Below are 24980 nucleotides of genomic sequence, written 5' to 3' on the forward strand. Positions count from 1 at the left end.
GTCTCCGGCGCGTTAGGGGTCATGTCCGCAGCCCTTTTCGCGATCCTGGGCGGAGTGCTGGCTTTCGCCGGCCTCGACGAAGTCATCCGGATCCACGGTCTCCTGATCGCAGTCGCCGCTATCGGCGCCGGACTTTACATCATGGCCAATCCGCGCAAGGGCGGGCTTGAGGAACAGCAGTCCTACATGGACGGGCCCATCAAGTTCGCCACGCTCGCCGCGGTGTTCTGGGGCGTGGTCGGGTTTCTGGTGGGCGATGTCATCGCCTGGCAGCTCGCGTTCCCGGTGCTGAACTTCGATCTCCCTTGGACGAACTTCGGGCGACTGAGGCCGCTGCATACATCGGCGGTGATTTTCGCCTTCGGCGGAAACGTTCTGATCGCGACCTCGCTCTACGTGGTGCAGCGCACGTCACGCGCGCGCCTCGCGGGCTACTGGACGCCGTGGTTCGTGGTGTTCGGCTATCAGCTTTTCATCGTGCTCGCCGCGACCGGCTACATTCTCGGCGCGACGCAGAGCAAGGAGTACGCCGAGCCCGAATGGTACGTGGACCTTTGGCTGACGATCGTGTGGGTTGCCTATCTCCTGGTGTTCCTCGGAACGCTCTGGAAGCGCAAGGAGCCGCACATCTACGTGGCGAACTGGTTCTATCTTGCCTTCATCGTCACCATTGCGATGCTGCACATCGTCAATAATCTGGCGATTCCGATCTCGCTGCTCAGCTCCAAGAGCTATTCGCTGTTCGCAGGCGTTCAGGATGCGATGACGCAGTGGTGGTACGGCCATAACGCGGTCGGCTTCTTCCTCACTGCCGGCTTCCTCGGCATCATGTACTACTTCATCCCGAAGCGGGTGGAGCGGCCCGTGTACTCGTACCGTCTCTCCATCATCCACTTCTGGAGCTTGATCTTCCTCTACATCTGGGCTGGGCCGCATCACCTTCACTACACGGCGCTGCCGGACTGGGCGCAGACGCTCGGCATGACCTTCTCGATCATGCTGTGGATGCCCTCGTGGGGCGGCATGATCAACGGCCTGATGACGCTTTCGGGCGCCTGGGACCGTCTCAGAACGGACCCGGTGGTGCGCTTGCTCGTCGTGTCGGTGGCCTTCTACGGCATGTCGACCTTCGAAGGTCCGCTCATGTCCATCAAGGCGGTGAACTCGCTCAGCCACTACACGGACTGGACCATCGGCCACGTGCACTCGGGTGCGCTGGGCTGGGTCGGCATGGTGTCTTTCGGCGCCATCTACTGCCTCGTGCCGTGGCTCTGGAAGCGTGAAGGCCTCTACTCGCTCCGCCTCGTGGAGTGGCACTTCTGGATCGCGACCATCGGCATCGTTCTCTACATCTCGTCGATGTGGGTGTCGGGCGTGATGCAGGGCCTCATGTGGCGCGCCTATGACCACCTGGGCTTCCTCACCTACTCCTTCGTCGAAACGGTCGAGGCCATGTACTGGCCGTACATCATCCGTGCGACGGGCGGTCTCCTGTTCGTCATCGGCTCGCTGATGATGGCCTGGAACGTCTGGAAGACGGTGCAGGGCGCCAAGCCGGTCGACATCAAGCAACAGCCTCGTGTCGCCGCCGCTCCGGAGCTGCGCACCGGTCTCTTGGCCCATCCGGCTGAGTAAGGGGGACAATCAGTCATGAAGCATGATTTCTTCGAAAAGAACTCCATGGTGCTTCTGGTGGGCATCCTGATCGTGGTGTCGATCGGTGGCCTGATCGAGATCGCACCCCTGTTCTTCCTCGGATCGACCATCGAGAAGGTGCAGGGGATGCGTCCCTACTCGCCGCTCGAGCTCGCGGGACGGGACATCTATATCCGCGAGGGCTGCTACAATTGCCACAGCCAGATGATCCGCGCGCTGCGAGATGAAGTGGAGCGTTACGGCCACTACAGCCTCGCCGCGGAGAGCATGTACGACCATCCGTTCCAGTGGGGCTCAAAGCGCACCGGTCCGGATCTTGCGCGCGTCGGCGGCAAGTACTCGGACGCCTGGCACGTGGATCATCTCAAGGCACCGCGCGAGGTGGTCCCTGCTTCCGTGATGCCTGGCTATCCGTTCCTTGCCGCGCGTAAGCTCAACGGGGAGGACATCGAGCAGAGAATGAAGGCGCTCAGGCTCGCCGGCGTGCCTTACACCGATGAGATGCTGGAGAAGGCCAAGACCGATCTCATTGCCCAGACCCAGCCGGATTCGAAGGAGGCGAAGGGCGTGCTCGAGCGCTATCCCAAGGCTCAGGTACGCAAGTTCGACGGCAATCCCGAAGGTCCAGCGACGGAGCTCGATGCGATGATCGCCTATCTGCAGATGCTCGGAACGCTCGTCGACTTCACGAAGTTCGATGCGGCCGGACCCAACTTGCGGTGAGGAGGAGCCTATGAGCTACGAAAATCTTTCCGCGGCTTCTCAGCTAATTGCGATGGGCATATTCGGCGCGGTCTTGCTCGGCGTCGTCATCCACGCACTGCGTCCTTCCAACAAGGCGCGGTTCGATGCTGCGGCACGTCTTCCGCTCGAGCATGACGATGTCACTGGGGAGCAGTCACATGGCCGGAAATAAGGAAATCGATGCCGTCACCGGCGTCGAAACGACGGGACACGTCTGGGACGGAGATCTCAAGGAGCTCAACAAGCCGCTGCCGAAGTGGTGGCTCTACGTTCTCTATGCGTCGATCGTCTGGTCCATCGGTTACTGGGTGCTCTATCCCACGTGGCCAGGAATTGATGGCTACACGCGTGGTATCCTCGGCTATAGCCAGCGCGCGGAGGTGATGAAGGATGTCGCGCTCGCCAAGCAGAGCCAGGCCTCGTTCCTGGAGGCGATCGCTTCCAAGCCTATCGAGGAGATCGAAAAGAACCCGGATCTCATGGAGTTCGTTCTGCGGGGCGGTGCCACGCAGTTCGGAAACAACTGTGCGCCGTGCCATGGCAAAGGCGCGCAGGGCTTCAAGGGCTATCCTAACCTGAACGATGACGATTGGCTCTGGGGCGGCTCCAACGAGGCCATCCAGAACACGATCAGCTACGGCATTCGCTCGGGCCACGAGAAGGCTCATGAAGGTGCGATGCCGCGCTTCGGGCTCGATCAGCTTCTGACCAATGCGCAGATCTCGGACACGGCTGACTACGTTCTCTCCCTTTCGGGCGCTGCGGGTGATGCCGCGGCGATCGAGCGCGGCAAGGCCGTGTTCGCGGAACAATGTGCGGCATGTCACGGCGCGGATGCAAAGGGTAACCTGGAACTCGGCGCACCGAATCTCACCGATGCCATCTGGCTCTACGGAGGACGGAAGGCGGATGTCGAGGAGACGGTTCGCAATGGCCGGGGTGGCGTGATGCCCGCGTGGGAAGGCAAGCTCGATCCCGTCACCATCAAGATGCTTGCGATCTATGTCCACTCTTTGGGTGGCGGTAAGTAACAGGAGGCGGAGACCGCTGTGACGAACATGGAGCCGGTATCGGTCAGCAAGAACGGCACACCTGCCGAGGCTGCGCCTGGAATCGCTCGTATCGATGTCGCGGCGGTCTCGTCCAAAGCACTCCGCTCGCTCTACGGAACGCGGCAGAAAATCTATCCCAAGCGTGCGAAAGGCACTTTCCGGTCCATCAAGTGGCTGGTGATGGCCGTCACGCTCGGGATCTACTACCTCCTGCCCTGGTTCCGCTGGGATCGCGGCCCGACCCTTCCCAACCAGGCGTTCCTGCTCGATTTCGCCAATCAGCGTCTCTTTTTCGGTCCGATCGAGATCTGGGCGCAGGAGCTTTATTTCATCACGGGCATCCTCGTGATCTCGGCGCTGGGCCTGTTCCTGGTCACCGCCATCGCCGGACGCATGTGGTGCGGGTACGCCTGTCCTCAGACGGTGTGGACCGACCTCATGATCGCGGTCGAACGCTTCTGGCAGGGCGATCGCAATGCGCGTATGCGGCTCGACAGCGCGGGATGGACGTTCGAGAAGATCTGGAAGAAGACAGCGACCCACGTCACGTGGCTTTTGATCTCCCTCGCGACCGGCGGCGTGCTGGTGTTCTATTTCCGCGATGCGCCGACGCTTGCGGGCGAGCTTATTCGCGGCGACGCACCGATTGTCGCCTATGTCTTCCTGGGGGTCTTTACCGCGACCACGTATCTTCTCGGCGGGATCGCGCGCGAGCAAGTCTGCATCTACATGTGCCCGTGGCCGCGTATTCAGGCGGCGATGTTCGATGCGGAATCGCTGCTCGTCTCCTATCACGACCACCGGGGTGAGCCTCGCGGTCCCCATAAGAAGGGGCAGTCTTGGCTCGACCGTGGCGATTGCATCGACTGCAAGGCGTGCGTGGCGGTCTGCCCGATGGGTATCGACATTCGCGACGGCGCTCAGCTCGAGTGCATCCAGTGCGCGCTCTGCATCGATGCGTGCGACGATATCATGGGCAAGGTGGGACGGCCGAAGGGCCTGATCTCGTACGATACTTTCCTCAACGTCGAAGCGCCGGCAGGCGCCGAGCGTTCTCCCGTTCGCTTCGTGCGCCCTCGCACTGTGCTCTATTCGGTGCTGATCGCTCTAGTGATCGGTCTGATGGGCTGGGCCTGGATGGCGCGTTCGACGCTACAGGTGAGCGTGATCGCCGATCGTAACCCCATTTTCGTAACGTTGTCTGATGGTGGAGTTCGCAACGGCTACACGGTCAAGATCCTCAACAAGACACATGCGCATCAGCAGTTCCGCGTGGGGGTCGATGGCCTTGCTGGCGCGCACGTCTCGATCGTCGGCTTCGATGGAAGCGACACGCCTTTGACGGTGGAGGCAGACAGCGTTCGGGCTTATAAAGTTTACGTTTCGGTTCCGCCGGCCTTGCGCCAGCAGCTCAGCAGTTCCACGAACCTCAAAGTGAGCGTGACGAACGTCGAGAGCGGCGATACCGTGATAACCGACACGACATTCAGGAGCTCTGGACAATGATGTTCTCCTCCCAACCTTCGGGGCCAAGGCGCGGGCTCACCGGAACGCATGTGCTGATGTCGCTCGTCGGCTTTTTCGCCGTCATCGTGGTGGCGGACGCGACGCTCATCTACAAGGCGCTCACGACGTTCGGCGGCGTCGACAACGTGAACGCATACCGGGATGGGCTCGCCTACAACCAGCGCATCGAATCCGATACCCGCCAGTCGGCACTCGGCTGGGAAGAGGGCGTCGAGCTCGGCGGCGATCCCCTTCGGCTGCGCGTGTCTCTCAAGGATCGGGAGGGGGCGCCCGTCGCCGGCAAGAAGCTCGTCGCCGAAGTGGGACGCCCGGCGACGAACCGGTTCGACAGCAAGCTCAACCTCGTCGAGGTTAATCCCGGCATATACGAAGCCATGCTCGAAACCGCAGGGCAGGGTACCTGGATCGCCGACGTGCAGGCCTTTTCCAGCCATGACGCCGCGAAGCCGGACTTTCAGGTTCGGAGGCGGCTGTGGGTCGCGCCTTAGATATTCCCCTTCAAGAGCTGAGCGGGCGTGACGCCGGACGCGGTGAGCCGCCCAAGACCGAGACCGCCTCACTGGTCGTCGAGAACATGCATTGCGGCGCGTGCATGTCCTCCATCGAGCGCGCGTTGCGCAAGGTGCCGGGTGTCGTCGACGCGCGTGTGAATCTTTCGGCCAAGCGCGCGTCCGTCACTTTCCATCCGGATGAAGCGCAGCCTCAGGTTCTGATCGACGCGCTGGAGCGGGCCGGATTCAATGCCGCCGAGGCGCCGGAAACGGCCGTCAACCTCGCCGAAGCGCGCGCGAACGACCTGTTGCGCCGTCTCGGCGTGGCGGGTTTTGCGGCGGCCAACGTCATGCTGCTCTCTGTGTCGGTGTGGGCCGGAGAAGTCAGCGATATGGACCGGGCGGCCGCCTCTCTCTTCCACTGGCTGTCGGCGCTGATCGCGATGCCGTCGATCGCTTATTCGGCGCAGCCCTTCTTCCGCTCGGCGGGGGGAGCGTTGCGGGCGGGCCGGCTCAACATGGATGTGCCGATCTCTCTCGGCATCCTGCTGGCCACGGGCATGAGCCTGTTCCAGACCATTCGGGGCACGTCGCACGTCTATTTCGACGCCGCCATCATGCTCACGTTCTTCCTGCTCATCGGACGCTATCTCGACGAGCAGGTGAGATTGCGCGCGCGGAGCGCGGCCGAGAACCTCATCGGTCTCAAGGCGCTCACGGCGCTCGTCATCGGTGCGGACGGCACGGCTCAGCGCGTGCCCGCCCGCGCGCTCAAGCCGGGCATGCGGATCCAGGTCGCGGTCGGAGAGCGTGTTCCTGTCGACGGGCGCGTCATCGACGGCACGACGGATATCGACGCGAGCCTCATTACGGGCGAGACGCTGCCCGCTACCGTTGCGCGGGGCGGCACCGTTCACGCCGGAACCGTCAATCTTACGCGGGCGATCACAGTCGAAGCGACGGCCACCGACGAGAGCACGTTGCTCGCGGAAATCGCGCGTCTCATGCTCTCGGCCGAGCAGGGGCGTGGGCAATACGTGCGTCTCGCTGATCGCGCCTCTCGTCTCTATGCGCCGGCCGTGCATGTGCTGGGGGCTGCGACTTTCATCGGCTGGATGCTGTTGGGAGCTGGCTGGGAACCTGCGCTCACCAACGCCGTTGCCGTGCTCATCATCACCTGCCCCTGCGCGCTCGCGCTGGCGGTTCCTGCCGTTCAAGTGGCAGCGACGAGCCGGTTGTTCGGGAAGGGCGTCATCGTGAAGGCCGCCGATGGGCTCGAGCGCCTGTCGGAGGTCGACACCGTCGTTTTTGACAAGACCGGAACGCTCACGCGCGGCGAGCCCGCGCTTCGCAACGCAGCCGAGATCGGCGACGAGACATTGCGTTCGGCCGCGGCGCTCGCGATCTCGAGCCGGCATCCCTATTCGAAGGCGGTCGTGCGCGCGGCGCGTGACCGGGGGCTCGAGATCGTTCCCGCAGCAGGCGTGTCTGAGGTTCCAGGATCTGGACTGTCGGTGAGCGGAGGCGATGGCGAACGTAGGCTCGGATCTGCGGAATGGGTCAAGGGCAGCACGCCTTCTGATACGAAACGCAGCTCGCTCTGGTACGCTGTTGGCGGCGGCCGCCCCGTCGCGTTCCATTTCGAGGATGCCGTGCGCCCGGATGCTCACGAGGTCGTCGCGCGGTTGCGCAAGGCGGGTTACAGCGTGTGCCTGCTCTCGGGCGACCGGCGCGAGGCCGTCGAGGCCGCTACGCGCGAGGTCGGTATCACCGACTGGTGGGGGGAGGTTCGCCCGGACGGCAAGATCGCAATGCTGGAGCATCTCAAGGCCACGGGCCGGCGCGTGCTGATGGTCGGTGACGGGCTCAACGACGCTCCGGCGCTGGCGGCTGCGCATGCTTCGCTGTCCCCGTCTTCGGCTGCGGATATCAGCCAGACCGCGGCGGACGCGGTGTTCCAGGGTCAGCAGCTCACGCCCATTCTCGATACGCTCGAAGTCGCGCAGGCGTCGCAGCGCATGGCTGTTCAGAATTTTGCCATCGCACTCGCCTACAACGTAGTGTCGGTGCCTTTGGCGATGACGGGCCATGTCACGCCGCTGATTGCCGCGCTCGCGATGTCGCTCTCGTCGATCGCGGTGACCGGAAACGCTTTGCGGTTGAGACGCCGGAGGCTCGTGCTGGAACGCGTGGGAGGCAAGACATGACTGCGTTGGCTTGGCTCATTCCGTGCGCACTCGTGCTGGGGCTTCTCGGGTTGCTCGCTTTTCTTTGGGCGCTCAACTCCGGTCAATTTCAGGATCTCGAAGGCGCTGGCTGGCGGGCCATTCAGGACGATGACGCGCCCACGCCGCCCGACGATCCCTCTCAGCGCCGCGGCTGATCGCGGGGCCGGCGCAATCTACACGTTCGTTTTCATGCGTGCGCCGGGCGGGCCGCCGAGGTCCAACGTCACGTGGCGGAGCGTGATGTCGTCGGGCACCGTTTCGATGCGGAACCCGAGGTCGCGGCACATGTTCAGCATGGTCATGTTGGTCGCGAGGATCTCCCCGAAGATCTGCTGCAGGCCTTCCTCGCGGGCGTAAGCGACGAGGTGCTGCATCAGCAGCCAGCCAAGACCTTTTCCCTTCAGATCCGACCGGACAAGCACCGCATACTCGGCCCGCAGGTAGTCGGGATCTGCGGCGAGGCGGCCCACGCCTAGCAACTCGCCGTCCGGCTGGGAGAGGGCCACGAACGCCATTTCGCGCGCATAGTCGATCTGGGTGAGGCGGGCGATGAAGCGGTGTGAGCGATCCGGCTTCATGGTGAAAAAGCGCATGTGCGCATCCTCGGGCGTGACGCGCTCGAAGAAGCGATCGTAGAGCGCTTCGTCTTCGGGGCGCACGGGGCGCAAATGGATCTTGCCGATGCGGGGCAGTTCCAGGTCCTTTTCCCATTCGGCGGGATAAGGCCGGATCGAAAGCGGCAGGCGCGGCTGCGTCAGCGCATCCGCCACGCGCATGCGGGCATCGAGCGCGATGCACCCTTTTTCGTCCGCCAGAAGGGGATTGATGTCGAGCTCGCGGATCTCGGGATGATTGGCGATCATGTAGCTCACGCGGACCAGCACCTCGGCGATGGCGTCGAGATCGGCGCGCGGTCGGTCGCGGTAGCCTTGCAGGAGACGGCTGATACGTGTCTGGCGGATGGCGTCATGGGCCAGCATCAGATCGAGCGGCGGCAGCGCGCGGGCCGTGTCCTTGATGACCTCGACGGCTGTCCCGCCCGCGCCGAACAGCAGGGTGGGGCCGAACGTGCGGTCCACGCTCATGCCAACGATCAGCTCGTGTGCGCCGGGCCGCTCGATCATCGGCTCGACGGTGAAGCCCTCGAGGCGGGCATCAGGGCGGATGCGCGCGACGTCGGCCAGCATGGCACGGGCCGCCTCGCGGGCCTCCTCCGGGCTTCTGAGGCCGAGACGCACGCCGCCGACGTCGGATTTGTGGGAGATGTCGTCCGATAGAATCTTGATCACGCAGGCGCGCGTGGTCTGCAATATCCTCTCTGCGGCTGCGGCGACGGCTTCCGGGTCTTTGGCGATGATCGTGTCAGCAACGGGAATGCCGTAGGCGGAGAGCACGGCCTTCGATTCCTTTTCCGTCAGCATGAACCGGCTGCGGGAGAGGGCGTTCGCGATCACGGCGCCCGCGCGCTCGCTGTCGAAATGGAGGTTGCCAGGCGACGTGGGCGGCGTGCGCATCAGCTCGTTCTGAGAGCGCTTGTAGGCAACTAGCTGCATGAAGCCTTCGATGGCTTCGGCGGGGGTATCGAACGTAGGAATTCCGGCCTTGGCGAAGCGGCGGCGTGCCTCGGTAGCGGCGCTGTCTCCGAGCCAGTTGGTGAGCACGGGCTTTCTCTGCCCGAGCATCCGCGTGTCGGCGGCATGCGTGCGGATGATGGCGTTGGCGTTGTCCTCGCTGGAGGCGAGCGCGGTGGGGCAATTTATGACGAGAACGGCATCCAGCGCCTTGTCCTGAAGGAGGATGTCGAGTGCGGCCGCGTAGCGCTCGGGGCCGGCGTCTCCGATGATGTCGATGGGGTTGCCTCTGGACCAGGTGGGCGGCAGCACCTTGTGGAGCGCCGCAAAGGTCTCCGGGGTCAGATTGGGCGGCTCGACGTTGAAGTCGGCGAGGCGGTCTGCAGCCAGCACGCCTGCGCCTCCGCCGTTAGTGAGAATCGCCAGCCGCTCGCCTTCGAGCTTCGGTGTGAAGGAGAGCATCTCGGCCGCGCTGAACAGCGAATCGAGATCGCCGACGCGAACGAGCCCCGCGCGCCGGAAGGCGGCATCGTAGACAGCGTCCGAGCCGGAGAGGGCGCCGGTATGGGAGTGGGCGGCCCTGGCGCCGGAGGCATGGCGGCCGGATTTGAGCACGATGACGGGCTTGGCGCGGGCGGCCCGGCGGGCGGCGGTGAGGAATTTGGGAGCCTGGGTGATCTGCTCGACGTAAAGCATGATCGCCTTGCTTTCCGGATCGCCGGCGAGGAAATCCAGGAGATCTCCAAAATCGACATCCGCCATGTCGCCCATCGAGACGACCTTGGAGAAGCCGATGCCGCGGGCGTGGGCCCAGTCGATGACCGCCGTTACGAGGGCGCCCGATTGCGACATGAACGCGAGATCGCCCTTGAGCGGCATGCGATGGGAGAAGCTGGCGTTGAGCCCGAGGCGCGGCATGAGAACGCCGATACAATTCGGACCGACGATGCGCATGCAGGCCGGACGCGCGGCCTCGAAGGTCTTGAGGCGAAGCTCGCCCTCTATTCCGGCTGTTATGATGACGGTGGCGCGTGTTCCCTTGGCGGCAAGCTCGGCCACGATCGAGGGGACTGTCTTGGGGGGCGTTGCGACGATCGCGAGATCGGGCGTGCGCGGCAGCGCGGAGACGGAGGGGTAGCAGACCGTTCCGTCGATCTCCGTATGGTGTGGATTGACGAGAAAGACTTCACCCGCAAAGGTGCTGCTATCAAGGTTTCTGGCAATGATGCGCCCGATGCTGCCCGGCTGAGGGCTTGCGCCTATGAGCGCGACGGTTCTCGGCGAAAACAGGAACTCGAGGTTGCGAACCGTCATGCAAAAGCCTCTTCGATCCGGTCACGCGACGTGGCGGATGCGCTGCGAGTAAACGCGCGCAGTTTGCACAGTCAAGCCACTGCATTGAATGCGGCTTTCGTCTCGTATCGGAAGGAGATGGCTTGAATACGGAGGGATTCGCGGCCGCGCGTCATCAGGCGACTCGACGCGCTCGAGCAGCTATCCTCAGCACTCTTGCCTTTAGCACGGCTCAGTGACGGATTTCCTGCATCATGCGCGCGAGTGCGGCGCGGTTGCAGGTCTCCGACGTGCATTCCGCCCCGCAGCACTCTGTATCGGCTTCCTGGTCCGGTTCTTCCGCGGGCCGCAGCGGCGCCGTGAAGCCCTCGGCCATCGCGCGTGCGAATACGGCGGGCTGGCTGGCCAAGGCCATGCTCGTCTGGGAGGCGGCTTCGAACACTGCTCCGTTGAAGGTGATCCATGCATCGAAAACCCTCATGAACGGCGTTTGCCATGCGTCGGCTTCGAGCATTTCGTCCAAAGTCTGTGTCATCGGGAACCTCGTGTGGATGTGAAAGCAAGGAGCTCGATGGGGAGGATCAGTTGGGGGGGGCCGTTATTTCGTGGGTCAGCAGCACCTCACAGCCCGCCTCCAGCAACGTCCGGGACGTCGCGAGGCGTTGCTCCGGGGTCACCGTACGTACAATGACGACAGCCGCTCCGCTGGAGACGCGCTGCACCAGATGCTGGAAAAGCCTCTGGGTTCCGAGCGTGCCGGATTTCAGCCCCTCGGGCGTCCGGATGCTCTCCCACAGAGCCTTGAACGGGGGTGTCGCGTCCACTAGCCGTCGCGACGTGAGGCCAAAGCCGGTGAGATCGCTCGCCGTGCAGCGGAGCGCGCGGGCATGCGGCCGAATGCCGTCCACCAAATGGGGGATGCCGTCCGAAACGAGGAGCGCGTCGCAATCCCGCGCGGACGTGTCCGCGAGGTGCTCGATGGCTTCGCTTGCAGCCGGAACGAGCGGGAATATTCCAAGCACGAAGGTTTGCCGGGTATTCGCAGCGCTTACGTCGAGCGTCTCAGGCGGCGTACCGGCACTCTCAGCACCCTTAACGGGGATCTTAGCGGCCTTCGTCACCAAACGCTCTCCGGTCTCGGATTCTCGAATTTGGCGATGCAAATACATTCTTTACGAACCATGACATTTGGCGCGCTGGCCAATGTGGATTAGGGACATAAGATGGGATCAGCGTCCCAGGCGTATGGTCCGATTGTGAGATTGTGTATCACGATGTGTCAGTCGCCTTTTTTGGGCGCCTGTCTCCAGCGTTCTCGAGGGTTTCGGTTCGGGTGAGCGACGGATGTCTCAACAGCCTCAGCAAGAGCAAGTTCTGATCGTGGACGACGAGCCGGATATTCGGGCCTTGCTGCGCGCGGGGCTCGAAGCGGAAGGTTTCGGCGTTCTGGAAGCAGGAAACGGGGCCGAGGCGCAGGCGCATCTTGACCAACAGCCCGTTGCGCTCATGACGCTCGATCTCAAGCTCGGCGGCGAGGATGGCCTCAAGCTCGCCCGCGACTTCCGGGCGAAGCGCAATACGCCCATCATCATGATCACCGGAAAGGGCGATCCCATCGACCGCGTCGTCGGCCTCGAGCTGGGCGCGGACGACTACATTTCGAAGCCGTTCCTCATGCGCGAGGTGATCGCGCGCATCCGTGCCGTGCTGAGGCGCTATGTGGCCGCCGAGGAGGCGGAGCCCGTGGTGGAGAAGCCGGACGGGAGCCGTTTCACGTTCGACGGGTGGACCATCGACATGAAGCGGCGCGAGGTGCGCGATCCCAAGAGCCGGATTTCCGAGCTCACGACCGCCGAGTTCAATCTGCTGGCGATCTTCGTCAAGCGTCCGGGGCGGGTGTTGTCACGGGACGAGCTTATGGATCTGCTCAAGGGCCACGACTGGACGCCGATGGATCGCTCGATCGACGGTCTGGTTGCCCGCCTGCGCAAGAAAATCGAGCCGGAAAGCGAGCGGCCTCAGCTCGTCAAGACTGTTCGCGGCGTGGGTTACGCCTTTGCCGGTGCGGTGAAGCGGGTGTAGCCGCTTCCAGGTGCGAGAAGACGAGCGCCTAGCCGCTCGGCGCGCGGAGCGCGTTGCGGAGTGCCTTGGCGAGATCCGCCCTCGGATACGGCTTGCGCAGGATCGGTGCATCAATCAGCTCGGCGGGATCGTTGCTCGCCTCCTCGGCGGCATAGCCGGTGGTGAGGATGACCTTGATGTGCGGGGCATTGTCCTTCGCCCAGCGGGCCAGATCGTAGCCGGACATGCCGCCCGCCATCACGATGTCGCTCAGGATCACGTCCACAGGCTCGCCGCTGTCGATCAGGCGGACCGCGTCCGGCCCGTTCTCGGCTTCGTGTACGACGTATCCAAGACCTTCGACCCGCTGCAGTGTCAGCTCGCGAACCTCGGGATTGTCCTCGACGACGAGCACGACCTCGCAATTCTCGGAAAGCGGGATCGGCTCGGCCGCGTCGGGCCGCACCGTATCCGCGTCGGCCGCTGCGCGCGGCAGGTAGAGGCTGACCGAGGTGCCCTTGCCGAGGGTGCTGCTAATTGTGCAGTAGCCGCCGGATTGCTCTGCGAAACCGTAGATGGTGCTGAGGCCGAGGCCCGTGCCTCGCCCCGGCTCCTTGGTGGTGAAGAAGGGCTCGAAGGCTCGCTCCATCACCTCTGGCGGCATGCCCTGTCCCGTGTCGCTGACGGTGATCAGCACGTACTCGCCGGGCCCTATGTTCGCCGGGATGTCGGCGGCCGGAGCGTTCTTCGTCTCGATGATGAGATCGCCGCCTGCCGGCATGGCGTCGCGCGCGTTGATGGCGAGGTTCAGGATGGCATTCTCGAGCTCGCTCGGGTCGGTGCGGGTGTGCCAGAGCTTGCCGGCAAGGACGGTGGTGAGCGTGATCGGCTCGCCGAGGGAGCGTTTCAGGATCTCCGTCAGGCCCAGTACCAGATCGTTGACGTCGATCACCTGTGTCGTCAGGCGGCGGCGGCGGGCGAAGGTCAGCAGGCGCTTGGTCAGGGCGGCGCCCATGTCGGCCGCATCGCTGGCGCGCTTCAGGTAGGCACGGGAGGTCTCGTTCTCGAGATCGTATCCGAGAAGCTCCAGGTTCCCGGTGACGATGGTGAGAAGATTGTTGAAGTCGTGGGCGATGCCGCCGGTGAGCTGGCCGAACGCTTCCATGCGCTGGGCTTGGATGAGGGCTGCCTGGGTTTCCTCGCGGCGGTGTATCTCGGCCTCGAGATCCCGGGTCCGGTCGGCGATGCGCTGCTCCAGCTCCGTGTTGGCGAGCGCGAGGGCGGCTTCGGTGCGCTTACGCTCCGTCACATCCCGCAGCACGACCATGTAAACTTTTTTGCCGCCGACCTGCTGCTTGGCGATGGAGGCTTCGGCCGGAAACTCCGTACCGTCCTTGCGCAACGCAAAGATCTCGCGCCTGTCGCCCATCTTGCGTGCCGCGATGGGGGAGGCGGAGAAATCCGCGACGTGGTGATGGTGAACGTCGTGAAACCGCTCGGGAATGAGCTTTTCGAGGGAGTGGCCGATGATCTCTTCGGGCACGTAGCCGAAGATCGCCGTCGCGCCGTCGTTGAAAAGCGTGATGCGGAACTGGTCGTCGAGGGAGATGATCGCGTCCGCCGCGATGGTCAGAATGGCCGAGATCTGCGTTTCCGCGATCCGCAGCGTCTCGGTCGGGTCGCGTCTCGACGTCGGTGGCGGATGGGGCGTGTCGGCCATGGCCTCTCTCGAAGCTGGGGTAGGACGCGTTGCGGTCTTCGGCGAGACCGTTAACTCTCTCTCCTCCGGACCTCGGGGTCCAAAGCTTTTCTGATCTAGCACCGGCGCCCGGGTCCGCCAACATACATGGTTCCGGAGGTGGTCTGGCGAACGGACGCAGGCCGGCGGAGGGCGCGTGTCCGGGAGACCGTTGTTGCCGTGGGATGAACCGGCATTTTGACGCGGATCAATCCTGAGTTTCCGGTCCGAGCCCAATATTCTTCCACGAGCCCATCAAGGAGGACTTTGCGTGACGCTCAAGCATATCAGACTGGAACTCGCGCGCGATCCGGAGTTTCCGAACGGCAGCCATGACCGGGGGTATGAGTTCATCGCTCCTTTGGGGGACGATGGCCATCTCGACGCCGAGGAATGGCAAGGCGCGCGCGAGCGCTGCCGCGTGAAGCGGTTCTGGCCGCATGAGAAGGATGCCATCGGCCATCTGATCCGGCGGCGTGGCGGGAGCTGGGCGTTCGATTACGATCCGACGCAGAGCGGGGACGACGAGCCGGGCTACAAGCTCGACAAGCATCGCATCGTTCCCGGCGAGTACGTTTCTTTCCGGGAGCACGACGGTGTGCTTCGCACCTTTTTCGTGAAGTCGGTGGTCGATCTCGATTGAGGAGAGCCGCAGCTATCCCTTGAGGTACCAGCCCCAGGGGGCGGGGCTCAGGTAGTTCGTGATCTGCTTGGGTTCCAGGAAGTTCATCAGTCCCCAGGTGCCGAGTTCTCGGCCGACGCCGCTCTTCTTCATGCCGCCCCACGGAGGCTCGAGGAAGTTCGGCTGCGAGCAATTGATCCAGACGACACCTGCCTCGAACCGGTCGGCGACGCGCGCGGCGCGTTCGAGATCGCGGGTCATGACGGCGGCGGCGAGACCGAACTCGCTGCCGTTGGCAAGTGTGAGCGCTTCCTCTTCGGTGCCGAACTCGGCGACGCACAGCACCGGCCCGAAGATTTCCTCGCGCCAGATGCGTGCATCGGGCGGTACGCCGGTGAAGATGGTGGGTTCCAGGAAATAGCCTGCGTCGAATCCGGGCGGGCGCCTCCCCCCGGACGCGAGGCGGGCTTCCTGCTTTCCGATCTCGATATAGCCAAGGACCTTGTCGTACTGGCTGCGGCTCACGAGAGGGCCCAGCAGCACGCCCTCGTCCATGCCGTTGCCGATTGTGATCTTGCGGGCCTCCTCTACGAGGCGCTCGATCAGGCGCCCGGCAATCCCTCGCTCGACGATCAAGCGGGAGGTGGCGCTGCAGACCTGCCCCTGGTTCCAGAAGATTCCGAACATCACCCATTCGACGACCTGCTCCAGATCGGCATCGTCGAAGACGACGATGGGTGATTTTCCGCCGAGTTCGAGACTGACGCTCTTGATGTCCCGGGCGGCAGCGGTGGCGACGGCTATGCCGGTCGGCACGGAGCCGGTGAAGGCGAGCTTTCTTACGTCGGGATGCGCGGCGAGGCGCGCTCCCGCGTCGTTGCCGTAGCCCGTCACGACGTTGACGACACCTGGAGGGACCGCAGCTTCCTCGCAAATGCGCGCAAGCTCGAGCGCTGTGAGCGGGGTGAACTCAGACGGCTTCAGCACCAGGGTGCATCCGGCGGCGAGCGCTGGGGCTACCTTCCATGCCGCCATCAGAAGCGGATAGTTCCACGGCACGATAAGGCCGGCTACTCCGGCGGGAACATATTTCACGGTGGTCTTGAAACGGTCGTCCGGAACGGCGATCGCTTCGCCCTGGCGTGCATCCAGCTCTTCGGCGTAGGCGGCGTAGAGGTTGAAACAATAGGCGGCGTCCGAGATGTCGCCCAGGGCTTCCGCGAGTGGTTTGCCGTTGTCGCGAACCTCGAGCTCGGCAAGCGCCTGCTTCTCGCGCTCGATAGCGTCCGCGATTGCGCACAGAACGACGGCGCGCTCACGGCCGGTGGTGCGTCCCCAGGGACCTTGTCCCGCGCGCTTTGCCGCTGTGACGGCGCGGTCCACGTCGTCAGCCGTGCCCGCAGAGCAGGTTCTGAAGACCCGCTCGGTCGCGGGATCGACGACGTCGATGGTGCCGCCCCGGGCTGCGGCCTGCCATGTTCCATCGATGAAGAGTTTCGGCGTCATGAGATCCTGTCGGGGTTTCGAGCGGAAGGGGTCACGCAAAGCGGGAGAGGTAGCGTTCGCAGAGCGGCCCTGTTCCTTGCGTGTAGGCGACGCCCATCTCTTGCGCGAGGTTGGTTTCCGAATGGGAGCCGATCCAGGCGACGAGCAGGATGCGTCTCAGCATCACGAAGGTCTCGATCTCCGTCTCCTCCTCCGGGCTCAGCGCGCCGAAGCGGCGGTATCCGCGCGTCCAAGCCTTGATCAGCTCCGGTACCTCCGGCGCATCCTCGAAAAACGAGACTGTCGTCGCGCAGTCGTAGAGGAACCAGGAGAAGCCGCAGTCGTCGAAATCGATAACCTTCACGGTGTCGCCATCGACCAGGAGATTGGCGAGGCGCATGTCGCCATGAACGAGATTGAAGACGGACGGCGACGTTCCGATACGTGCGAGGCGACGTTCGATCACGGCCACGGCTTCGGAAATAACGGCTGCGATCTCCGGGGTGAGCCCCATGCCATCCCGCCATCGCCCCCAGTGCGGCGTTGCGCCCAGGCTCGTCTCGAACGTCCAGCTATGGCGCTCGAACCAAGGTGGCCGGTTCCACGTCTTCACGTGGCCATGCATGTGGGCGGCCGTCTCGCCCAGGCGCTCGAAGCCCGCTATGTCGTTGGGCGCAGGCTCCTGGCCGGCCTCCCACGCGAAAAGCACGACATTGCGCGGGCTGGGTAATCCGTCGATGGCGACGGACTGGATCAGCTCGCCGTCGCGGCCGGCGATGGGCGCTGGCACGGCTGCGGCGCTCGCCTCCTTGAGCGCGGAGAGCCACGCCAGCTCGGATGCAATGGCCGTCGGCGAGTGGTAGCCTTCGCGATGGATCCGCAATGCCCACCGGTTGCCCGTCGCAGGATCGTCCAGGCGATAGGTGGCGTTCTCCGAAATGTTGACGAGGGTCGGCGTGGTATCGGGCGGAAGCGCGAAGCGGCGAAGCGATTGCGCGGCGAGCTTGTCGAGCAACTCGACGGCCGGGGCTGCTTCCGTTTCGCTCACGCTTCGATCTTCCTCTGCTGCGTGGCCGCACTTTTCCGGCGGCCCCACCCCGTGACACACGCGTCCGCGACGTATGCGGACGTGTTGACAGCAAAAGTATATCGCAGGAAGCACAAGGGGATGCACGCGCTCAATGCTCTCCCGCTTGGGCCCCGCCTGCGGTATAGATTTGCGGGTGTGGACGGCGTTGGATGCAATCAGACGTGATGAAGCAGGTCGATTGATGGTGAAACGGAAGGCAGCCGCCCCGGCAACTCGGCGCAAGGCGATCGCGGAAAAGGGGCCTCTGTCGCGGGCGATGTTGCGGCTGCGCATCGTGTTTCCCGATGAGCGGCAGCTCGGGCCGGGAAAAGTGGATCTGCTGGAGGCGATCGGGCGGACGGGCTCGATCTCGTCGGCGGCGCGGGATCTCGGGATGTCCTACCGGCGCGCGTGGCTTCTGGCGGACGAGCTTGCCAAGCTGTTCAAGCGGCCTATCCTCACCACCGCGGCAGGCGGGGCGCATGGAGGCGGCGCGGAGCTGACGGACTTCGGCCGCGCGCTGATCGCGGCCTATCGGCGGATCGAGGACCGCGCAGCGGAAGCCGCGCGCGCCGAGCTTGTGGCTTTCGAGTCCGATCTCGAAAACGTGTGAACGTTGGAAGCAAGCCGGGGTTGCTCTCGCCGACCGCCGGCCTGCCGTTTCCGCTCATTTCAGAACGGTGAAGCCTTGGCCTTCGAACACCTTCGCGGCGTCCGGGCTCGAGAGGAATTCGAGGAATTTTCTGGCTTCCGCGCTGGTCGACGACGCGGCGATGGCCACCGGATAGACGATCGGCGGATGGCTGTCTGCCGGGAAGGTATCGATCACCTTCACCTGCGGGTCGCTCTTGGCGTCCGTGCCGTAGACGATGCCGAGGGGCGCCTCGCCACGTGCCACGTAAGCCAGGGCGACGCGGACGTTCTCTGCGCCCGCGACCTTCGCGGACACTGCCTCCCACACGCCCAGTGAGGTGAGGGCTGCCTGACCGTAGATGCCAGCGGGAACGGATTTGGGCTCGCCCATGGCAAGGCGTCCGTCGCCGAGGGCTTCCGCCAGCTTGAAGCCCTTCTCGATCTTGAGGGAGAAGGTGCTCTCCTTGGGTGCGATCAGCACCAGGGTGTTTCCGAGCAGGGTCTTGCGGGAGGCGGGATCGATCAGCTTGCGCTCGGCGACCCAATCCATCCACTTGAGGTCGGCGGAGACGAAGAGATCGGCGGGCGCGCCGGATTCGAGCTGCTTGGCGAGTGCTGACGACGCAGCAAACGACAACGCCACTTTGTTCCCTGTCTTGCTCTCCCAATCCTTGCCGATCGTGTCGAGCGCGTTCTTGAGGCTCGCTGCCGCAAAGACGACGACGGGCTTCGTGCCGGTGGCGGAGCTTTCGGAGGGGCGGGCCTCCTGCGCGTGCGCGAGCCCCGCAAAGGCGAGCGTGAGGGTGCACATCAACAATCGTGCGAATTTTGCCATGAGTGGATCCTGATTGGTGGCTGTATTTTATCGGATACAGCGATCCACTCCGGCGGCGTCTCTGTCAAGCATCGCGAAACACCGCGGGTTCGCGTCATGGCGTTGTAGAAGTGTCATGGCCGGGTTTTGCCGGCGATATTGGCGTGTCCGTCGTTATTTTGCCCGCGGGCGAACCGAGACGGAGCCGCGCGATCAAGCAAAAGGGCCAGGCATCGCAGCCCGGCCCTCCGCTCTCGATGGATTGCCGCCGAGCTTAGTGCGTCTCGTACGCCTTCTCGCCCTTGGTGAGGGCGAACTCTTCTTCGGGCGAGAGGATCAGCTTGTGACGGCCGATCAGCGCGAAGTAGAGGATGCCGATGGCGAACCAAGCAGCCACCCAGTAAACGCCGACCCGATAGACCGGGTCTTGGAGCTGCATGTAGATGGTGACGAGCGCGATGATCACGGTGAGCGCCGCGCCGACGGTGCCGAGCGGGCTCTTGTAGGGCCGTTCGAGCGTCGGGAAATCGCGCTTCAGCTTGATGTAGGTGAGGCCCTGCATCACGTAGGAGAACATGGCGCCGAACACGGCCATGTTCAGGAGCGTACCGCCGATGAGCTGTGCGCCTTTGTCGGCCCCTTCGGCAAACCACACGATCATCATCACGGAGAGACCGACGATGGCACCCACGAAGAGTGCCACATGCGGGGTCTTACGCGTGCCGTGGGTCAGGGAGAAGGCGCGCGGGAAATAGCCGGCGCGCGACAGCGAGTAGATCTGGCGACCATAGGCGTAGATGATCGTATGGAAGCTCGCGATCAGGCCGGTAAGGGCGACGATGGCGAGCAGCGTTGCGATCTCGGTGCCGTAGATCGCGCGGAAGCCGTCGAGCAAAGGCTCGCCGGAGGCACCGAGCTTGTGCGATCCCACTCCTGTCACAGACGGATTGAGCGTCAGGATGAGGAAGGCGGAGACCAGAAGCGTGAACATGCCCGCGAGAATTCCCTTCGGCATGTCGCGCTTGGGATCGACCGACTCCTCGGCTGCGAGCGGAAGCTGCTCGATGGCCAGGAACAGCCACACGGCGAACGGCAGGCCCGCGAGAATGCCGTAGGCACCGAACGGCAGGAACGGCCCGTTGCCCTCCGGCAGCTCGGCGCCATCGGGGCCGATGTTGAGGGCCCAGCGGCTGAAATCGATATGCCCGATCGCGCTCAGATTGAACACGATGAGGCACAGCAGCGCCAGGATGGTGATGATCAGCGAGAAGCGGAACGACAGCTCCACGCCGACGTAATTCAGTGTGACGAAGATGATGTAGAAGGCGATCCAGAAGAGCGGCTGTGCTTCCGCAGGCGCGCCGAGGATCGCGGCTGCATAGCTGCCGATGAAGAAGACGATGACCGAAGGCGTGATCACGTATTCGACGTTTTCGGCAAGGCCAGTGAGGAAGCCGCCCCACGGACCGAACGCGGTGCGCGCAAACGAGTAAGCGCCGCCGGTGTGCGGCATCGCCGGGCTCATTTCCGCGAGGCTGTAGGTGAGGCCCAGGTACATGGTGGCGATGATGATGGTGGCGAAGAACATGCCACCCCAGCCGCCCTGGGCCAGGCCGAGATTCCAGCCAGAGAAGTGGCCGGAGATCACCGCGCCCACGCCGAGGGCCCATAATGACCAAACGCCGGCGTGTCGCTTTAGACCGCGTGCTTTGAAATAGGCGTCATCGACCTTTTCATAGGTCACGCCTTGCGTGGAGTGTTGTTGCATTGTTTAGCTCCCCTGAGTGCGCCATTTTGGCGCATTCAGGATAAGCTAAGACCGGTCTCTCGGGAGGGGGGTGGTTGTAGCAAAACGGAAAAAAACCCCCGTATTTCTTCAACCTATTGATTTTGCTTGTATTAAGCCGCGACGAGTTCTGGTTTTCCAGCAATCTGCACGCGGTTGCGGCCGTCCTGCTTGGCGCTCATCAGGGCCTTGTCGGCCCGTTGCAGGGCGAGACTCAGGGGCTCGTTTGCGGTCCAGGCCGAGACGCCGAAACTGCAACTCGCGTGGAACGGAGCACTGCCGCCGTCGAACTCGTGGGCGGCGATGTTCTGGCGGATGACGTCGCACCAATGGGCGGCCTGGTCTGCATCCAGAATGGGAAACGCGAGGGCGAATTCCTCTCCGCCGAGGCGGGCAACGACGGGAGCTTCCTCGCCTGCGATGCGCGCGACGGTCTTGATGACGAGATCTCCGACATCATGGCCATAGGTGTCGTTGATACTTTTGAAGCGGTCGATATCGAGAAGGCACAGCGCAAGGTTGTCCGAGGCATCGAGCTCGCGGCGCTTCTCTTCCATGGTCGCCAGAAATGCGCGGCGGTTGAGTACGCCCGTCAAGTAGTCGGTCTGCGCCTGCTCGACGAGCTGGCGCTGCATGGTGATGATGCGGTTGGCCGCGCGCAGGCGCGCCATGAGCTCCTCGCGGCGCACCGGCTTCACGGTGAAGTCGTCGGCGCCGCAGTCGAGCGCTTCCGCGAGCGCACGCTCGCTGGTGTTCGACGACATGACGATGATGTGGAGCGGGCGCTTGTCGCCGACGAATGTGCGAAGGTTCCAGCACAGCTCCAGGCCGGGTATAGGCTCGAGTTCGAGGCTGGTCAGCACCACGTCCACGGAGCGCGTGGATTCGATGTATTGCAGCGCGAGATCCGATGCCGAAAAGCAATCGACATAGCATCCCGTAGCTTCAAGCTCGATTGCGAGCTTCTGTTGAACGACCCGGCTCGGGTCGATGATGACGACATGCATTCGTTGTTCTTTTTGAAATCGACCACCGACCCACGCACCCTAACCGGATAGGGTGAACAGGTGATTACCGTGAACGGAGCGAAGGTGTTCGCCCTTCGGAGGGTCGGGGAAGTGTGTGGTGCCGACAGCAGTATTGGGAGGGAAGCTGCCTGCCGGCACCACGAGCATGACGCCACCCGTGCTCTAGGGTCGGGGAGGGGGTGCGGGCGGCGTCTGCTGTGCAAGCCCGAAGCGTCGTCATTGATCGCGCGATCTCGATCAGAGCTGGCCATATCTGCGGGATAACGCGGGAACCGCGGGCCGGTTCCCGGGATTGCAACGTGCAGCGTGGGGTGCGGGTCTTCGGAATTTTAATCGCACCTTCGATGGAACCGGCTGGGCCTTCGTGCGTTCCGCGGGATGGTTCGCAGAATGTCTTGGTCGGGCTTCAAGGCTCTCGATCTGGCTTAATGTATTGAGAACGCTGGGCTTAATGGCAATGGGATCGCCAGCTTGCAGTTGCGGGAAACATTGAGACACGGCGGGACAGGGGAAATAAACGCAGTAAAAATGAACGCTGCCCTCAAGGGAGCGGCCGCGCATGGGTGTGGAGACGACCGAGGCGGTCCTGCGCGTGCGGTCATGGTCCTGAGTTCTGCGACGGGGCAACTTGGGTTGGAGAAAGTGAAAAGGTTCCGAGGGATCTCATCAAGATGACGACACCTAAATCCGTTCAACCGGCTCAGAGCGTGACAGCGGAGAGCGCCGTCGATACGGAGCCGCCGGCGAGCGTCGACGCGGCTATCCAGGGAGCGCTCGGGCGGAGGTTGCGCGAGAGCTACGAGGAGGTTGTGCGCGAGAAGGTGCCTGACAAGTTCCTGCACCTGCTCGATCAACTCAAGAAGTCCGAGACCAGCGGCAAAGGCGGGTGAAAGTCCCAATGGCAGCACCTGATTTCGAAGAAGCCCTGGTCGGCGCGATTTCACATCTTCGCGCCTTCGCCCGCTCGTTCGCGAACGATCCCGCGCGCGCGGACGATTTGGTGCAGGAAACGCTCGTCAAGGCCTGGAACAGCCGGGACTCCTTTACGCCTGGCACCAACTTCCGGGCGTGGCTGTTCACCATTCTCAGAAACGTCTATTTTTCGCAGCATCGGAAGTTACGCCGCGAGGTGGACGACCCAGAAGATCATTACCAGAACTCGCTCGCCGTTCAGCCCGAGCAGTATGGCCATCTCGATCTCGCGGATTTCCGGTCGGCGCTTTCGACGCTTCCGTCGGATCAACGCGAGGCGCTGGTGCTGGTCGGCGCGGAAGGCTTTTCCTACGAGGAGGCCGCGGAAATCTGCGGCTGCGCCGTGGGCACCATCAAGAGCCGCGTAAACCGCGCGCGCAACAGACTGGTGGAGCTGCTTGGCGACGAGGATCTCAAATCCGGCACGCACTCGACCGTTCCGTCCCAGATCGCGGGGCTGGTCAAGGACAGTGCGAGGGGTTGAGGCCCGACACCTAGTTGTTTGATATGGAACATTTAAATTTGGTTTCGGAACTTTTGCCCCCGGCCCGGCGTTAATGACGAGGGTCGCGGCCGTCCGCATGCCAGTGATGGTCTGCTTTGTAGGGAGAAAACACCATGTCGCTTGCTGAAACGATTGCGCCTCAGCTGCCTTATCTCAGGCGTTTTGCGCGCGCGTTGACCGGCAGCCAGGAGAGCGGGGATGCCTATGTGGTGGCCGTGCTCGAAACGCTTGTGGCTGATCCAGACAGCTTTCCGCAGGGCAGCCTGAAACGCGTCGGCCTCTACAAGTGCTTCCTCAAGGTTTGGAACTCGATCAGCGTCAACCACGAGCCGGCGGTGCCGAAAACCCAGGCCGATCGCAGCCTGGAAGCTATCACGCCGCTGCCGCGCCAGGCTTTTCTTCTCGCTTCCGTGGAGGGGTTCACGACGCAGCAGATCGCCGAAATTCTTGAGTGTTCGAACGATGCCGTTACGCGTCTGATCGAGGAGGCGGGTGAGCAGATCGCGGAGCAGACCGCAACGGACGTTCTCATCATCGAGGACGAGCCGCTGATCTCCATGGATCTCGAAGCCCTCGTCAAAGGTCTCGGCCACAGGGTGTCGGGCATTGCCCGCACGCACCGCGAGGCGCTGGCGGAGGTCCGGAAGAAAAAGCCAGGTCTCGTGCTCGCCGATATTCATCTGGCCGATGGCAGCTCGGGTCTCGATGCGGTTAACGAGATCCTGCTCGGGTTCAATGTGCCCGTGATCTTCATTACGGCTTTCCCGGAGCGCCTTTTGACGGGCGAGCGCCCGGAGCCGACCTTTCTCATCACCAAGCCTTTCGAGCCCAATACCGTTCGGGCGCTGGTCAGCCAAGCGCTGTTCTTCGGCACGAATGCACACGTTCCCGAGACTCCGGCGGGCATTGGCAGCCAGAGAGGGCCGCGTCTCGGCGCTGGCGCGTCTTCGGCTGGCGGCCGGTCCGCAAGGCCTTAAGCATAACGGCGTCTCTTCCGGCGCTCCGGCGCCGGGAGTATCGTGCCGTCTTCTGGTCGCCTGGAGTGTTCCAGGCGCATTCTCCCGGATGCGCGAAGCGAGAGGCCTCCCCGGCCCCTCCTTCCGATCACATAAACGCGAAAAGGATGATCGCCTTTTTCATTGAATTGAAAGCAGACGTGATTCACGCTCGCGCTTGCCGATCCGGGCCGAGGTTCGCGTTCTATATTTCGCGAGTCACCGGATGCCTGCCGGCTTGCTTTCTATGTCATTGCTCGTCGAGCCGTAATTGGTGGACCTAGAATGGCGCGTGTTCTGGTTGTCGATGACGAAGCCCTCATTGCCATGATGCTCTGCGACCTGCTCACGGAGTACGGGCATGAAACCGTTGGGCCGGCGCACTCGGAAAGTCAGGCGCTGGAGCTCGTGGCTTCCACGCCGATCGATGCGGCGATCCTCGATGTGACGCTTGGCGATCACGATTGCTTCGCGGTGGCCGAGGCGCTGGGCGAGCGCGGCATTCCGTTCGCGTTCGCCACGGGCCATGGCGCCCATGCCATGCCGGATGCATTTCGAGAGCGCATGACGGTCTCCAAACCGTTCGACTTCGACGTGGTGCGCAAGCTCGTCAACGAGCTCGTGACGTCTCAAAATCAGGCCTGATCATCGAGCGTCGTGAGCCTCTCCACGGGATCCGCGTTCCGGGCCCCAAATCCTTGGGAACTTTG

The 24980-nt window shown here is 63.5% G+C and carries 24 protein-coding genes; 15 read left to right on the forward strand and 9 right to left on the reverse strand.

Annotated features, from left to right (window positions below; all coding sequences use genetic code 11):
• Positions 1–21: 21 nt before the first annotated feature.
• Genes ccoN through ccoS form a run of 8 tightly spaced genes read left to right on the forward strand, consistent with a single transcriptional unit; the run spans position 22 to position 7853 of the window.
• Positions 22–1635: a cytochrome-c oxidase, cbb3-type subunit I gene (gene ccoN / locus PE058_RS07645; protein ID WP_020087022.1), complete on the forward strand. Its 1614-nt coding sequence runs from the start codon at positions 22–24 to the stop codon at positions 1633–1635.
• A gap of 15 nt (positions 1636–1650) precedes the next feature.
• Positions 1651–2379 (forward strand): cytochrome-c oxidase, cbb3-type subunit II, encoded by a 729-nt coding sequence (ccoO, locus tag PE058_RS07650; protein WP_020087021.1) that lies wholly within the window; start codon positions 1651–1653, stop codon positions 2377–2379.
• Between the two features lie 10 nt (positions 2380–2389).
• Positions 2390–2572, forward strand: coding sequence for a cbb3-type cytochrome c oxidase subunit 3 (locus tag PE058_RS07655; RefSeq protein WP_020087020.1), 183 nt, complete (start codon positions 2390–2392; stop codon positions 2570–2572).
• Entirely contained in the window at positions 2559–3431 is an 873-nt protein-coding gene (ccoP, locus tag PE058_RS07660; protein ID WP_020087019.1) for a cytochrome-c oxidase, cbb3-type subunit III, read from the forward strand. The genes PE058_RS07655 and ccoP overlap by 14 nt, the downstream gene beginning before the upstream one ends.
• Before the next feature lie 27 nt (positions 3432–3458).
• Positions 3459–4958 carry a cytochrome c oxidase accessory protein CcoG gene (ccoG, locus tag PE058_RS07665; RefSeq protein WP_020087018.1) on the forward strand — a complete coding sequence of 500 codons (1500 nt, stop codon included), beginning with the start codon at positions 3459–3461 and terminating at the stop codon, positions 4956–4958.
• Positions 4955–5467: a FixH family protein gene (locus PE058_RS07670; RefSeq protein ID WP_026868192.1), complete on the forward strand. Its 513-nt coding sequence runs from the start codon at positions 4955–4957 to the stop codon at positions 5465–5467. The genes ccoG and PE058_RS07670 overlap by 4 nt, the downstream gene beginning before the upstream one ends.
• The gene (locus PE058_RS07675) at positions 5452–7677 is read left to right on the forward strand and encodes a heavy metal translocating P-type ATPase (RefSeq protein WP_271030274.1); all 2226 of its coding nucleotides are present in this window, start codon (positions 5452–5454) and stop codon (positions 7675–7677) included. Before PE058_RS07670 ends, PE058_RS07675 begins: the two co-directional genes overlap by 16 nt.
• Positions 7674–7853 carry a cbb3-type cytochrome oxidase assembly protein CcoS gene (ccoS, locus tag PE058_RS07680; RefSeq protein ID WP_020087015.1) on the forward strand — a complete coding sequence of 60 codons (180 nt, stop codon included), beginning with the start codon at positions 7674–7676 and terminating at the stop codon, positions 7851–7853. The genes PE058_RS07675 and ccoS overlap by 4 nt, the downstream gene beginning before the upstream one ends.
• 18 nt (positions 7854–7871) lie before the next feature.
• Here ccoS and PE058_RS07685 read toward each other — a convergent pair whose 3' ends face one another.
• The 3 genes from PE058_RS07685 to PE058_RS07695 form a co-directional block, all read right to left on the reverse strand.
• Positions 7872–10583 (reverse strand): bifunctional acetate--CoA ligase family protein/GNAT family N-acetyltransferase, encoded by a 2712-nt coding sequence (locus tag PE058_RS07685; RefSeq protein ID WP_020087014.1) that lies wholly within the window; start codon positions 10581–10583, stop codon positions 7872–7874.
• A gap of 211 nt (positions 10584–10794) precedes the next feature.
• The gene (locus PE058_RS07690) at positions 10795–11097 is read right to left on the reverse strand and encodes a hypothetical protein (RefSeq protein ID WP_020665385.1); all 303 of its coding nucleotides are present in this window, start codon (positions 11095–11097) and stop codon (positions 10795–10797) included.
• 46 nt (positions 11098–11143) lie between these two features.
• Positions 11144–11683 carry a hypothetical protein gene (locus PE058_RS07695; RefSeq protein WP_156827461.1) on the reverse strand — a complete coding sequence of 180 codons (540 nt, stop codon included), beginning with the start codon at positions 11681–11683 and terminating at the stop codon, positions 11144–11146.
• A gap of 223 nt (positions 11684–11906) precedes the next feature.
• Here PE058_RS07695 and PE058_RS07700 point away from each other — a divergent pair, with 223 nt between their 5' ends.
• Complete coding sequence (locus PE058_RS07700) at positions 11907–12644, forward strand: response regulator (protein WP_020087011.1); 738 nt, start codon at positions 11907–11909, stop codon at positions 12642–12644.
• 28 nt (positions 12645–12672) lie between these two features.
• On the opposite strand, the gene PE058_RS07705 is transcribed toward PE058_RS07700, so the two are convergent.
• Entirely contained in the window at positions 12673–14343 is a 1671-nt protein-coding gene (locus tag PE058_RS07705) for a hybrid sensor histidine kinase/response regulator (protein WP_020087010.1), read from the reverse strand.
• 289 nt (positions 14344–14632) lie between these two features.
• On the opposite strand from PE058_RS07705, the gene PE058_RS07710 reads away from it, so the two are divergent.
• Positions 14633–15004 carry a hypothetical protein gene (locus tag PE058_RS07710; RefSeq protein ID WP_020087009.1) on the forward strand — a complete coding sequence of 124 codons (372 nt, stop codon included), beginning with the start codon at positions 14633–14635 and terminating at the stop codon, positions 15002–15004.
• A gap of 12 nt (positions 15005–15016) precedes the next feature.
• On the opposite strand, the gene PE058_RS07715 is transcribed toward PE058_RS07710, so the two are convergent.
• Both PE058_RS07715 and PE058_RS07720 read right to left on the reverse strand, forming a co-directional pair.
• The gene (locus tag PE058_RS07715) at positions 15017–16489 is read right to left on the reverse strand and encodes an aldehyde dehydrogenase family protein (RefSeq protein ID WP_271030275.1); all 1473 of its coding nucleotides are present in this window, start codon (positions 16487–16489) and stop codon (positions 15017–15019) included.
• Positions 16490–16520: 31 nt separating this feature from the next.
• Positions 16521–17516: a phosphotransferase enzyme family protein gene (locus tag PE058_RS07720; RefSeq protein WP_271030276.1), complete on the reverse strand. Its 996-nt coding sequence runs from the start codon at positions 17514–17516 to the stop codon at positions 16521–16523.
• Positions 17517–17739: 223 nt separating this feature from the next.
• On the opposite strand from PE058_RS07720, the gene PE058_RS07725 reads away from it, so the two are divergent.
• Positions 17740–18150, forward strand: a complete 411-nt coding sequence (locus PE058_RS07725; protein ID WP_020087006.1) for a winged helix-turn-helix domain-containing protein — start codon at positions 17740–17742, stop codon at positions 18148–18150.
• Positions 18151–18204: 54 nt separating this feature from the next.
• Here the strand turns inward: PE058_RS07725 and modA are convergent, their stop codons facing one another.
• The 3 genes from modA to PE058_RS07740 all read right to left on the reverse strand — a co-directional run bounded on the left by modA (position 18205) and on the right by PE058_RS07740 (position 21777).
• Positions 18205–19005, reverse strand: a complete 801-nt coding sequence (gene modA, locus PE058_RS07730) for a molybdate ABC transporter substrate-binding protein (RefSeq protein WP_271030277.1) — start codon at positions 19003–19005, stop codon at positions 18205–18207.
• Between the two features lie 253 nt (positions 19006–19258).
• On the reverse strand, positions 19259–20752 hold the full coding sequence (gene eat, locus PE058_RS07735) for an ethanolamine permease (protein WP_020087004.1): 1494 nt from the start codon (positions 20750–20752) through the stop codon (positions 19259–19261).
• Between the two features lie 131 nt (positions 20753–20883).
• Positions 20884–21777: a GGDEF domain-containing response regulator gene (locus PE058_RS07740; RefSeq protein WP_020087003.1), complete on the reverse strand. Its 894-nt coding sequence runs from the start codon at positions 21775–21777 to the stop codon at positions 20884–20886.
• 692 nt (positions 21778–22469) lie between these two features.
• On the opposite strand from PE058_RS07740, the gene PE058_RS07745 reads away from it, so the two are divergent.
• The 4 genes from PE058_RS07745 (at position 22470) to PE058_RS07760 (ending at position 24915) form a co-directional block, all read left to right on the forward strand.
• The gene (locus PE058_RS07745) at positions 22470–22688 is read left to right on the forward strand and encodes a NepR family anti-sigma factor (protein ID WP_020087002.1); all 219 of its coding nucleotides are present in this window, start codon (positions 22470–22472) and stop codon (positions 22686–22688) included.
• Between the two features lie 8 nt (positions 22689–22696).
• Positions 22697–23254, forward strand: a complete 558-nt coding sequence (locus PE058_RS07750; protein WP_020087001.1) for a sigma-70 family RNA polymerase sigma factor — start codon at positions 22697–22699, stop codon at positions 23252–23254.
• A 134-nt stretch (positions 23255–23388) separates the two neighbouring features.
• Positions 23389–24252 (forward strand): response regulator, encoded by an 864-nt coding sequence (locus PE058_RS07755; protein WP_020087000.1) that lies wholly within the window; start codon positions 23389–23391, stop codon positions 24250–24252.
• Between the two features lie 303 nt (positions 24253–24555).
• On the forward strand, positions 24556–24915 hold the full coding sequence (locus tag PE058_RS07760; protein ID WP_020086999.1) for a response regulator: 360 nt from the start codon (positions 24556–24558) through the stop codon (positions 24913–24915).
• Positions 24916–24980: the final 65 nt, after the last annotated feature.

It is taken from the genome of Hyphomicrobium sp. DMF-1, assembly GCF_027886585.1.
GTDB classification, from domain to species: domain Bacteria; phylum Pseudomonadota; class Alphaproteobacteria; order Rhizobiales; family Hyphomicrobiaceae; genus Hyphomicrobium_C; species Hyphomicrobium_C zavarzinii.